The organism is Deltaproteobacteria bacterium, assembly GCA_016210005.1.
Classification (GTDB): Bacteria; Desulfobacterota; Binatia; order HRBIN30; family JACQVA1; genus JACQVA1.
Genome location: JACQVA010000131.1, coordinates 1 through 11520, shown reverse-complemented (window position 1 = coordinate 11520; position 11520 = coordinate 1). Strand labels below are relative to the sequence as shown.

10 protein-coding genes and 1 pseudogene are annotated in these 11520 nt (G+C 65.7%); 10 read left to right on the top strand and 1 reads right to left on the bottom strand.

Annotated features, from left to right (window positions below; translation table 11 throughout):
- The first annotated feature begins 372 nt into the window (after positions 1 to 372).
- On the top strand, positions 373 to 1398 hold the full coding sequence (locus HY699_12400; GenBank protein ID MBI4516603.1) for a DUF362 domain-containing protein: 1026 nt from the start codon (positions 373 to 375) through the stop codon (positions 1396 to 1398).
- 81 nt (positions 1399 to 1479) lie between these two features.
- On the opposite strand, the gene HY699_12395 is transcribed toward HY699_12400, so the two are convergent.
- A complete protein-coding gene (locus tag HY699_12395; protein MBI4516602.1) occupies positions 1480 to 1665 on the bottom strand; it encodes a hypothetical protein in 186 nt (61 codons plus the stop codon).
- A 627-nt stretch (positions 1666 to 2292) separates the two neighbouring features.
- On the opposite strand from HY699_12395, the gene HY699_12390 reads away from it, so the two are divergent.
- From HY699_12390 to HY699_12350, 9 genes and pseudogenes are all read left to right on the top strand, one after another.
- Entirely contained in the window at positions 2293 to 3666 is a 1374-nt protein-coding gene (locus HY699_12390; protein MBI4516601.1) for a putative porin, read from the top strand.
- A 50-nt stretch (positions 3667 to 3716) separates the two neighbouring features.
- Positions 3717 to 4778, top strand: coding sequence for a phosphate ABC transporter substrate-binding protein PstS (gene pstS, locus HY699_12385; protein ID MBI4516600.1), 1062 nt, complete (start codon positions 3717 to 3719; stop codon positions 4776 to 4778).
- Positions 4779 to 4856: 78 nt separating this feature from the next.
- Positions 4857 to 5858: a phosphate ABC transporter permease subunit PstC gene (gene pstC, locus HY699_12380; GenBank protein ID MBI4516599.1), complete on the top strand. Its 1002-nt coding sequence runs from the start codon at positions 4857 to 4859 to the stop codon at positions 5856 to 5858.
- A 3-nt stretch (positions 5859 to 5861) separates the two neighbouring features.
- Complete coding sequence (pstA, locus tag HY699_12375; protein MBI4516598.1) at positions 5862 to 6704, top strand: phosphate ABC transporter permease PstA; 843 nt, start codon at positions 5862 to 5864, stop codon at positions 6702 to 6704.
- A gap of 5 nt (positions 6705 to 6709) precedes the next feature.
- Positions 6710 to 7471 (top strand): phosphate ABC transporter ATP-binding protein, encoded by a 762-nt coding sequence (pstB, locus tag HY699_12370; GenBank protein MBI4516597.1) that lies wholly within the window; start codon positions 6710 to 6712, stop codon positions 7469 to 7471.
- 13 nt (positions 7472 to 7484) lie between these two features.
- Positions 7485 to 8174 (top strand): phosphate signaling complex protein PhoU, encoded by a 690-nt coding sequence (gene phoU, locus HY699_12365; protein ID MBI4516596.1) that lies wholly within the window; start codon positions 7485 to 7487, stop codon positions 8172 to 8174.
- Positions 8171 to 8893: a response regulator gene (locus HY699_12360; protein ID MBI4516595.1), complete on the top strand. Its 723-nt coding sequence runs from the start codon at positions 8171 to 8173 to the stop codon at positions 8891 to 8893. Before phoU ends, HY699_12360 begins: the two co-directional genes overlap by 4 nt.
- On the top strand, positions 8877 to 10676 hold the full coding sequence (locus tag HY699_12355) for a PAS domain-containing protein (protein MBI4516594.1): 1800 nt from the start codon (positions 8877 to 8879) through the stop codon (positions 10674 to 10676). Before HY699_12360 ends, HY699_12355 begins: the two co-directional genes overlap by 17 nt.
- 234 nt (positions 10677 to 10910) lie before the next feature.
- A pseudogene (locus tag HY699_12350) lies at positions 10911 to 11402 on the top strand (site-specific DNA-methyltransferase).
- The last annotated feature ends 118 nt before the right edge of the window (positions 11403 to 11520 follow it).

Genomic DNA, 11520 nt, shown 5'->3' with positions numbered 1-11520 from the left:
TGACGGCCATAACACCGAACAGGATCAGGGTCGGAACCACGTTACCCACAAATTTGTCGCGCACCCGAACGCTTGTGGGGTTCCTTGGGGTTCCTTGGCGTTCACTCGCCAGGCTGAGCCGCTTGTTGTAAGGAGCGTCGCGTGGGAGGCAGTATGGCTGAGCACATCGAGAGGCAACGGAGCAAGATCGCACACCGGTCGCCACGCGGCTGCACCCGACGCGAGCTGTTGCGTGCCGGTGCAGCAGTAGGTGTCCAAGCGGTTGTCGGACCCGCAGCCGCTCGTGGCGCGTCCGACGCGGTCGCGTCACTCCCCGTGCGCAAGCCGGCACGGGTGGCGTTAGCCGGAGTGCCACGAGGTGCCCCGTTTGGGATGCTCGGGCGCGCCATCCGCGAGGCGGCGGCGGCGGCCACGGACTTTTCGTGGCTCAAGCCGGGGGACCGCGTGCTCCTCAAGGTGATGTGCAACTCGCCGAATGCCTATCCCGCTACCACGCACCCGGTCGCCGTGACCGTCATGAGCGATCTGCTGCGCGAGCGCGGCGCGCGGGTGTACGCCGGCGATCAGTCAGGTATCCAATTCGTCCATCACACGCGGCACAGCCAGCGCGGCTCGACGCGCGCCAATTTTCGCAACAACGGCCTCGAACAGGCGGCGCGATTGGGAGACGCGACCATCGCGTGTTTCGAGGAGGCGGGCTACGACGCCTACTTCGCCGCCGAGCCGCCGGCCGGGAGCCACTTCAAACAAGAGATCTTTCTGCCCACGCTGGTGCGCGAGGTCGATCACATCATCTACCTGCCGCGCGTGAGCAAGCACGTGCTGGCCGGCTCGACGCTCGGGCTCAAGGGCGCCGTCGGGTGGCTGCGCGAGGACAGCCGTCTTGAACTCCATCGCGACGGCGCGACGTTCGCGGAGAAGTGCGCCGATATCAACGGCTGCCGCGAGATTCGCGAGCGGCTGCGTCTGGTGCTCACCGTCGGCACGCAGGTGCAGACTTCGTTCGGTCCGGACTCCGGGCACGTTGCCACGCCGGACGTTGGCTTGGTGATCGCGTCGGAGAGCATCGTCGATCACGACCTGACGAGCTTCGCGTACCTCATGGAGGTGAGCGAGCAAGCAACCCCGTGGCCGGCGCGGGCGTTGGATCCGTATCCGGGTCTGTCCAGCGTGATGAATCGGGTCTTCGTCTCGTACATGTGGGGCGCGGAGAATCTGGCCGCGGTTGAATCGTTCGACGCGCCGCGGCTGCACTCCCCGTGGTCGTGCCGGGTACTGACACGGGGCTGCGAGATCTTCGGCGGCCGTCCCGCGCAATTGGCGATCGAGAACCTCAACGACTCGGTGCCGGCGCCGCTGCTAGATGCGATCGGGCGCCGCGCCGCGTTCCCAGTTTAGAGGTGCGGCCGGAGGTGGCGTGAAGCCAGCGCACAGGTTCCCTCGCGCTGAGTCCCTCGGGGATGCCATTGCCGCCGAAAATCAGGTTCGCCCGCGCGGCTTGGGGAGCGCACCGGTGCGGTGCGCCAAGCGCATCATCTCTTCGAGCCACGCCAGTCGCTGTGCCGGTGTCGCCGCCAACCCCATCGTGAGCTGGCGCAGTCGCTGAGCCTCCCACCCGCAGCCCCATTGGTCGCGCGGTGGCTGCTTGTCGGCATTGTCAGCCATCGCGCACCTGCCGGCGCTGGGCGATGGCTTCTAGCGCTTCGATGTCCGCCAGATCTTGCGGGCGACCGATCATGCGCTTCATGCCGATCAGGTCGGCGATGGCAGCAACCCGCACGGCCGCGCTATAGCACAGCCGCCGGTCCGAATCGCCCGTGCATTGCGCTCCCCGCGAAGAGCTACGGGGAGAGTGCCGTGTTCAGAATCACGATTTGCGGTTAAGGGTAAGACCGCTTAGGACGAGCGGGCCCGGCACCGGTAGGAGTTGGAGGGGGCCAAGCTCAAACCGGGTTGCCGCCGGGCCCGCTCAGCTGTGCAACAACGACTGCAAGCACAGGCAAGTCGTCGTCCGAGAAAGCGATTGCGACCGGCGAATTCGCGGGACAGCCCGGTGGCCATCCGACTGCTTGGCCTTATACCGCAGTAAACGGACCACACGCAATAGCTTGGAGCACTCGACCAGAAAATTTTGCAGCCTGGCCGGGGCTGGCACAAGCGGGTGCCGTCTGTATTGGCAGCCAGCCCGGGCCGGCCGGCAAAGTCGCGGCGGATTTCATCTGCTCTTAACCCGAGCGTAGCCGCACCGTTACGGGCAGGCCCTATAACTAGCCACGACAAAGGAGGGAAAACATGCAGATACGCAAGAAATGGTTGGGCGCCGCGCTCGCCGCCGCGCTGAGCGCCGGCACGGCCCAAGCCGGTGATTTGGGTGAGATATTGCGCCGCAAGGGCGTAATAACCGAGGCCGAACTTGAGCAAGCCCGGGAGGAAGAAAAGAAGCAGAACCCCACGACCCAGCTCCCCAAGTGGCTCGACTCGATCAGTCTGTTCGGCGACTTGCGCACACGCCACGAGGGTTTCTACGCGCAAGACTTGAACGCGCGCAACCGGTTCCGTCTGCGCGCGCGCTTAGGTTTGACCGCCAACGTGAGTGACGAGGTCGGCGCGACGGTCCGCTTGGCGAGCGGCAACCCGGACGACCCGATCTCTACCAACCAGTCATTCGAGCGCGCCTTTACGCGCAAGCCGATCAATCTCGACCAGGCCTACCTGACCCTCAAGCCTGGCAAGACGCTCGGACTCGATCCGGGTTGGGTGACGGTCACCGGTGGCAAGTTCGGCGTCAACGCCTACCGGGTCTCCGAGTTGATCTGGGACGATGACCTCTCGCCGGAAGGCGCCACCGAGACAGTCAACCTCGTCGAGCAGCGCCAGGGGTTCCTGCGCGGATTGAAGGTCAACGCCTTCCAATGGATCGTCGACGAACTGGCGGCGGCGGGAGATCCCTGGATGGGAGGTGGACAGCTGGTGGCCGACACGGCCTTCAGCGACACCACCAAGTGGACCCTGGCCTTCGCGGATTACCACTACGAGAACTTAAACGGGGTTGCGCGAAAGTTTCTGAGCCAAAACACGACCGACTCCAAGGATCCGACCAAGTCCAATGCGAACTCGAGCTTCAACAGCCAGCTCGCCAACAGCAACAGTCTGGTCCGCGACGCGAACAAGAATATCCTCGGCTACAGGTCGCGCTTCAACGTTATCCACGGGGCAACCGAGCTGAACTCCGCCGATCCGGTCGGACTCGGCATTCCCGCCGGAGTCTTTAGCGACCTCGCCTACAATACGCAGGCCGACGGGCGCAACGTCGGATTCTACATCGGGGCGGGCATCGGCAAGGCGGGTAAGGACTGGTACCATAACAGTCTGAAAAACGTCGGGGACTGGGGTATGTCGTACACCTACGCACGGGTCGAGAAGGACGCCGTGCCGTCCCTCTTCAGCTTCAGTGACCTCGACTACGTCCAGAAGAAAGCCACCCAGAAGGGCAGCACCAACGTGAGCGCCCACATGGTGCGCCTCGATTATGTCCTGCTGCCCAATCTGCAGCTCACCGCCAAAGCGCACCTCATCGATGCGCTCGATCGCAAGGCGTCGAACGCGTCCCTGAACGGCAATCCGACGCTGGTCCGCACTCAGCTCGATGCCGTGCTAAAGTTCTAACGGCAGTAGGGCCCACCCCAACGACACGGCGCAGAGAGAAAGGAATGACAATGAGAAAAACGCTGAGGAAAAACCCCCGGGCGCTGAGCGTGGCTCTGCTGAGTCTGCTCTTTGCGGGATCTGCCCACGCGCAGTTGTTGATCAACGGCGCCGGCGCGACGTTCCCGTACCCGATGTACTCGAAGTGGTTCAACCTCTACACGCAAGTCGACCCGTCGGTGCGGTTCAACTACCAATCCATCGGCAGCGGCGGCGGTATCAAGCAGATCACCGAGCAGACCGTCGACTTCGGGGCGTCGGACGGACCGATGACCGATGAGCAGCTGCGCGCGGCGCCCGGGCACATCATGCACTTTCCCACCGTGCTCGGGGCGGACGTGCTGACGTATAACGCTGAGGGCGTCCCGCCGAGACTGAAGGTTACCCCGGAAGCCATCGCGGGCATCTTCCTGGGCAAGATCACGAAGTGGAACGATCCGGCCCTGGCGGCAACTAATCCCGGGGTACCGCTGCCCAATCGAGACATCATAGTCGTGCACCGCTCGGACGGCAGCGGCACCACGTACATCTGGACCGACTATCTCAGCAAGGTCAGCCCCGAGTGGAAAGCCAAGGTCGGCAAGGGCACGTCGGTCAATTGGCCCGTGGGCCTTGGCGGGAAAGGCAACGAGGGGGTGACCGGCCTCGTCAAGCAGACGCCGTTCTCGCTGGGATACGTCGAGCTGGTGTATGCCATCTCCAACAAGTTGCCGTTCGCCGACGTGAAGAACCAGGCGGGCAGCTTCGTGCAGCCGTCCCTGGAGTCCGTGACGGCGGCGGCCGCGGGGCTGGCACAAACGATGCCGGACGACTTTCGTGTCTCGATCACCAACGCCCCCGGTGCGGATGCGTACCCCATTTCCAGCATGACGTGGCTGCTGGTGTACGAGAAGCAGAAGGACGCCGAGAAGGGCAGGAAGCTGGTCCAGTTCATCGACTGGATGCTGCGCGACGGGCAGCAGTATGCGCCGACGCTGCACTATGCGCCTCTGCCCAAGGAGGTCGCGGCGAAGGAGCACGCCGCGCTGCGTCGGGTGACCGCGGCGGACGGCAAGCCGCTGCTGGACCAGTAATGGGTGCTCGCCGGCTGGCGACCGTGTAACATGCCCGTAACAATCGCCCGCTATAGTGGCCGCCGTCGAGATCACGGGATGGCTACTGCGATCAAGGGCGAGAGCCGCGGGCGGAGCTGGCTGCGAGCACGCGCACCGGCAGCGGGTGTGAGGGCGCGGCGCAATGTTGGCGACTGGCTGTTTTTCAACCTCACTCGTGGCTTCGCCATGGCGCTCTTGGGGGTGGTTGCGGCCGTACTCCTGGTGCTGATTTGCCAGTCGCTCGGGGCGATGCGGGCGTTTGGCTGGCGCTTCCTAATCAGCTCGAACTGGGACCCGGTGGCGCAGGAGTTCGGGGCGCTGCCGTTCATTTACGGCACACTGGTGTCGTCACTGCTGGCCTTGCTGCAAGCGGTGCCGCTGGGTATCGCGACCGCGCTGTTCCTCAGCGAGATGGCACCGCAGTGGCTGCGCGCGCCGGTGTCGTTTCTGGTCGAGTTGCTGGCCAGCATTCCCAGCGTGGTTTACGGTTTGTGGGGCATTTTCGTGCTCGTGCCCTGGGTGCGCGATTACGCCGCCCCCGGGCTCGAAGCGGCACTCGGGTCCTTGCCGCTCTTCAGCGGCCCGAAGTACGGCGTCGGCATGCTGACCGCGGGAATGATTCTGGCGGTGATGGTGGTGCCGTACATCACCGCGGTCGCCCACGAGGTCTTTCAGGCCGTGCCGGCGGCCCAGCGCGAGGCGGCGCTGGCGCTCGGCGCAACGCGCTGGGAGATGGTGCGCCTGGCGATCGTCCCTTACGGGCGCACCGGTCTGATCGGGGCGGTCATGCTCGGGCTCGGCCGCGCGCTCGGAGAAACCATGGCGGTCACCATGGTGATCGGCAACCGCGCCGACATCTCGCTTTCGCTGTTCGCGCCGGCGAGCACGATGGCGAGCGTGATCGCCAACGAGTTCTCGGAGGCGGCGGACGATCTCTACGTTCAGGCTTTGATGGAAATCGGGCTGGTGCTGTTGCTGGTCACAATCGCCGTCAACGCGCTGGCACGCTTGCTGGTTTGGAGTGTGGCCGGACCGGCCACCGCCAGGCACGGAGCGTGAGCGATGCGTTACCGGCGACGGTGGATAGCCAACGCGGCGGCACAAGCCATCGCCATCGGCTGCACGGTGGCGGTGCTGGTGCCGCTGGTGCTCATCCTCGGCTACTTGATCACCAAGGGAATCACCGCGCTGAACTTCGATTTCTTCACCCAACTTCCCGCGCCCGTCGGCGAGCCGGGCGGCGGCATGGCCAACGCCATAGTCGGTACCATCACGCTCATCGGCCTGGCCTGCGTGTTGGGCTTACCCGTCGGCGTGCTTGCGGGGGTTTACCTCAGCGAGTACGGGCACGGCCGCTTCGGCTGGACCGTGCGTTTTGCCGCCGACGTTCTCAACGGCGTGCCTTCTATTGTCATCGGTATCTTCGCCTATGTGCTGATCGTGCTGCCGGCTAAGAGCTTTTCCGCGTATGCTGGCGGCTTCGCCTTGGGCGTGATTATGCTGCCGATCGTGGCCCGCACGACCGAAGAGATGATCAAGCTGGTGCCCAATTCTCTGCGTGAAGCGGCGCTGGCGCTCGGGCTGCCGGCGTGGCGGACGACGCTGTGGGTGGTGTTGCGCACCGCGCGCGGCGGCATCGTCACCGGCATCATGCTGGCGCTCGCCCGTATCGCCGGCGAGACCGCACCGCTGATCTTCACCGCCTTCGGCAATCAGTTCTGGCACCACGGCCTCGGTGCTCCCATCGCTGCGCTGCCGGTGCAGATCTACAGCTATGCCATCTCGCCGTTCGAGGACTGGCACCGGCAGGCCTGGGCCGGCGCGCTGGTGTTGTTGTTGCTCATCTGCACCACCAGCCTGAGCGTGCGGCTGTTTACCGGCGGGCAGGTTCGCACCGCCAGGTGAGCTGCATGGCCAACAAGCTCGAAGTGACGGGTCTTAACGCCTGGTTTGGTAGCCAGCGGGCGTTGAGCGACATCAACATGAGCGTCCCCGCCGGCGCCGTCACCGCGGTGATCGGACCATCCGGCTGCGGCAAATCCACCTTCATCCGCTGCCTCAACCGCATGCACGAAGTCGTGCCGGGCGCTCGTGTTGCCGGCCAAGTGCTGCTCGACGGCGACGACATCTACGCCCCCGGTGTCGACCCGGTGCAGGTCCGGGGCCGGGTCGGCATGGTGTTTCAGCGGCCGAATCCATTCCCGACGATGTCGATCTTCGACAACGTCGCGGCCGGCTTGCGCCTCAACCGCGGCCGGGGCTCGCGCCGCGACTTGGCCGGCGTCGTCGAGCGCAGCCTGCGCCAAGCCGCGCTCTGGGACGAGGTCAAGGACAGCCTCGACGCCTCCGGCGTCAGCATCTCCGGCGGCCAACAGCAGCGCTTGTGCATCGCCCGCGCCCTGGCGGTCGCGCCCGAGGTGCTGCTGATGGACGAGCCCTGCTCGGCCCTCGACCCGATCGCCACCGCCAAGATCGAGTCATTGATCTACGAGCTCAAGCAGCACTACACCATTGTCATCGTCACCCACAGCATGCAGCAGGCGGCCCGGGTGTCGGACTTCACCGCTTTTCTCTACCTCGGGCAGCTTGTAGAATTCGGCCCGACGCCGAGGGTGTTCACCACCCCCGAAAAGAAAGAAACGGAAGACTACATCACCGGCCGTTTCGGATAGCGAGGATATCGCCGTGGATGCACGCCTGCATACCGACCGCCACTACGAGGCCGAGTTGAAGCAGCTCCATCTGAGCATTCTGGAGATGGGCGGCCTCGTCGAGAAGCAGATCGCCAACGCGGTCAGCGCGCTGGTGGGGCGCGACGACGCCCAGGCGCAGGCGACGATCGCGGCGGACCATAGCGTCAATCGCTTGGATGTCGAGATCGACGAACTCTGCCTGCGCCTGCTGGCCTTGCACCAGCCGGCCGCCAGGGATCTGCGCCTGATTACCACCGGGCTCAAGATCACCACCGACCTGGAGCGGATCGGCGACATGGCGGTCAATCTGTGCGAGCGCGCGCTGGAGCTGAGCCAGGAAGCCCAACTCAAACCGCTCATCGATATTCCGCGCATGGCCGAAATCTCGCAGCGCATGCTGCGCGAGAGCTTGGACGCCTTCGTGCACGAAAACGTCGAGCTGGCGCTCAAGGTCTGCCGCGACGACGATGCCATCGATCAGCTCACCGAGCAGCTATTCCGCGAGCTGAGCTCGTTCATGGTCGAGCAGCCGCAGACCATCGGCCGGGCTATCCGCCTGCTGTTTGTGGCCAAGTACCTCGAACGCATCGCTGATCACGCCACCAACATCGCCGAGATGGTGGTGTTCATGGTCAAGGGTAAGAGCATCCGCCATCTCGACCACGTGCCGCCATCGGTATGACGACCGGCGAGAGCAGGGTCATTCTCGTCGTCGAAGACGAGCCTGATATAGCCGAGCTGCTGCGCTTTAACTTGGAGCAGGCGGGCTTTGCGGTGGTGCCGGCGGGCCGCGGCGAGCAAGCGCTCGAGCTGGTCCGGCGCCGGCGGCCGGCACTGCTGATACTCGACCTCATGCTGCCGGGCATCGATGGTCTCGAGGTTTGCCGGCGCATCCGCAGTGACGCCGCCACGACGCGCCTGCCGATCGTGATGCTGACCGCCAAGGCGGCCGAGGTTGACCGCGTTGTCGGTCTGGAGATGGGTGCGGACGATTACGTCACCAAGCCCTTCAGCCCGCGCGAGCTGATGGCGCGTGTGCGCGCGGTGCTGCGGCGCGCCTATGGCGCGGAGCTGCAACAGCCGCATTCGTTCTACGAGCGGGGCCGCCTGCGCATCGACTTCGACACCTACGAGGTGTTTCTCGACGGGAAGAAGAGTGAGTTCTCGTTGCGCGAGTTCGAGCTGCTGCGCTTCTTCGTGCAGTCACCCAACCGCGTTTACGACCGCTTACAGATCCTCGATCTGGTGTGGGGGCAGGACACCTACGTCGAGCCACGCACGGTGGACGTGCACGTGCGCCGCTTGCGCGCCCGCCTCGAACGCGATGACGCCAACCCCGAGCTGATCGTCACCGTGCGTGGCGTCGGCTACAAGTTCAACGACCGTGCGCTGGAGTCGTAATCTGCTGGTGCGGCTGCTGGCGCCGTACCTGTTTGCGCTGCTGGCGGTGGCGGCCAGCCTCTATGCCTATAGCGACCAGCTGATCGAGGATCTGTACCTGGCGACGCTCTCGGACGAGGTCTTGCAGCAAGCGCGGTTGGCGGCGGCGTGGTTGCCGTGGGAGTTGCGCGGCACGGCGTTGGATCAGCACTGCGCCGCGGTTGCCGCCGAGACCGGGGCCCGGGTCACGGTGATCGCCGCCGACGGCACCGTGCTGGGCGATTCCGCCGCGCCCTCGGCCACCCTGGCCAATCATCGCGACCGGCCCGAGGTGCTGGCGGCGTCGGCCAGCGGCGACGGCAGTGACGTACGGCTGAGCGCCAGCATCAAGCGCTCGCTCTTCTATCGCGCCTGGCGGCAAACGCGCGCGGCAGAGGTGCGGGTCATTCGCTTGGCCGTGCCGATGGCGACCATCGACCAGGCACGCCATCGCATCCGGGTGGCGATCTGGGGTGGCGTCGGCATCGCGGCGCTGGCGGCGCTGTGGCCGGCGCTGCTGCTGTCGCGGCGGCTGTCGCAACGGGTGGGGCGCTTGACCGAGTTCTCGCAAGCGATCACCGAAGGCCGGCCGCCGCCGCCGCTGCGGCCCACGGGTGATGACCTCGTCGCCCGCCTGGAAGCCAACGTGCTGGCCATGGCGCGAAGCCTTGGCACCCAGCTGCAGACGGCGCGTGACGAGCAGGGCAAGCTGTCCGCGATTCTGGGCGGCATGGTCGAGGCCGTGCTGGTCGCCGATCATAACGGTACCATCGAGCTGGCCAACCAAAGGGCGGCCCAGCTGTTCGCGCCGGCGCCCGCTAGCACGCTGGTCGGCCAGCCGTTGATTCACCTCTCGCGTGATCCCGACTTGCGCGCCTTGATCCGGGCCGTGCTCAGCAGCGAGAACCGCGGCCCGCTGGTGCGTGAAATAGTGCTCGAAACCGCGGCCGGACGCGAGGAGGTACAAGTCACCGCGGCGCCGCTCGCCGAGGCCCGGCGCTTCATCCTCGTGTTTCATGACGTCACGACGATGAAGAAGCTCGAAGCGACGCGCCGCGACTTTGTCGCCAATGTCTCGCACGAGCTGCGCACCCCGCTGACCGCGATCCACGGCTACGCCGAAACCTTGCGCACCGGTGCCGCCGACAACCCCGAGCTAGCGCGCAAGTTCGCCGCCATCATCGAGCGGCATTCGCAGCGGCTCGGCCGCTTGACCGATGACTTGCTGACGCTCTCGGATCTGGAGCTGGGGCGCACCCCGATGCACCGCAGCGCAGTCTTGCTCGCTCCGGCCGTAGCTGCGGCGATCGAGCTGGTGCGGGAGAAGGCGGCCGAGGGGCAGGTGACGATTCGCAACGAGATTCCGGCGCAGCTACCGCCGCTGGCCGCCGACCCGGACCGCTTACAGCAGCTGCTCCTCAACCTGCTCGACAACGCCGTGAAGTACACCCCCGCCGACGGCAGCGTTACGGTGCGGGCGCAAAGCGCACCGCCGCCCGCTGGCGACACCACTAGTCGGTCGGGGGTGGAGCTGGTCATCGCCGATACCGGCATCGGCATCCCCAGCCACGATCTGCCCCGGCTCACCGAGCGCTTCTACCGCGTCGACAAGGCGCGCTCGCGCGAACTGGGCGGCACCGGGCTGGGGTTGGCGATCGTCAAACACATCGTCCAAGCCCACGGCGGCCGGCTGGCGATCGAGAGCGAACTCGGCCACGGTACATGCGTCCGCGTGACCCTGCCCGCGTCAGGAGGCGGCGTCTGATCCTCCTTGATGGCCCTCGTCGTTGAGCGCGAGAACGTTCTTCATCCCCATCTCCCACATCGCCTGCGGGAGCCCTCCTCCCTCTCCCGCATCACCGGCGGGACAGGGTCGGGGTGAGGGTTCGACTTCTCTGAGCGTGGCGAGCCCTGCGACAGCGGCGCACGGTTCACCACGGACCCCTCGCCCTAACCCTCTCCCCGCGACAATGCGGGGAGAGGGAAAACAACGGAGCGTCTGAAAGTCCATGGCCAAGAAACCCGCACCAAGAAGACCGTCGCAGCCCTCAAGCACGACGAGGCGAAGCGGAAGAACATCCCGACCGCCGAGTACCAATCCGTGCTGCAGAAGGAAGAGCAGAGCCCGGTCCGCATCGCGTACGAGCGCCGCAATCGCGACCTCGATCCGCAGCTCGTCTGGCGCGGCAAGGACGAACAGGACTGGTCCGACCTCGTCGTCCATGCGCCGCCGCTCTACATCCAGGAGAAGGTGCACCCGAAGGTGCTGATCGACGACCTACTGGCACAGACCACCAGCCACCGGTCACAGGCCACCGGGTTTACGCCCGACCTGTTCGCCGACTTCAACGGTATCCCCGCGGGCGTGGACCGGACCGAGTTCTACCAGCACGACCAGAACTGGTCGAACCGCATGATCCTCGGCGACTCCCTGCAGGCGATGGCCAGCCTCGTCGAACGCGAGGGCCTGCGCGGCAAAGTGCAGTGCATCGTGTCCTTCCGGTGAGCATGCATGCGCGCTGACGTCGCGTTCGACTAACCTCCCCGGCCATCTCGACGAGAGGAGAATTGTCGAATGGCAAGGGAGAACAGCGCAACGCAGGGACTGG

Bases quoted from the DNA above. Each gene is read 5' to 3' on its own strand.
- pstA (MBI4516598.1), top strand. From the start codon at position 5,862: ATGCGTTACCGGCGACGGTGGATAGCCAACGCGGCGGCACAAGCCATC.
- HY699_12395 (MBI4516602.1), bottom strand. From the start codon at position 1,665: ATGGCTGACAATGCCGACAAGCAGCCACCGCGCGACCAATGGGGCTGC.
- HY699_12400 (MBI4516603.1), top strand. From the start codon at position 373: ATGCTCGGGCGCGCCATCCGCGAGGCGGCGGCGGCGGCCACGGACTTT.
- pstB (MBI4516597.1), top strand. From the start codon at position 6,710: ATGGCCAACAAGCTCGAAGTGACGGGTCTTAACGCCTGGTTTGGTAGC.
- HY699_12390 (MBI4516601.1), top strand. From the start codon at position 2,293: ATGCAGATACGCAAGAAATGGTTGGGCGCCGCGCTCGCCGCCGCGCTG.
- pstC (MBI4516599.1), top strand. From the start codon at position 4,857: ATGGCTACTGCGATCAAGGGCGAGAGCCGCGGGCGGAGCTGGCTGCGA.
- pstS (MBI4516600.1), top strand. From the start codon at position 3,717: ATGAGAAAAACGCTGAGGAAAAACCCCCGGGCGCTGAGCGTGGCTCTG.
- HY699_12360 (MBI4516595.1), top strand. From the start codon at position 8,171: ATGACGACCGGCGAGAGCAGGGTCATTCTCGTCGTCGAAGACGAGCCT.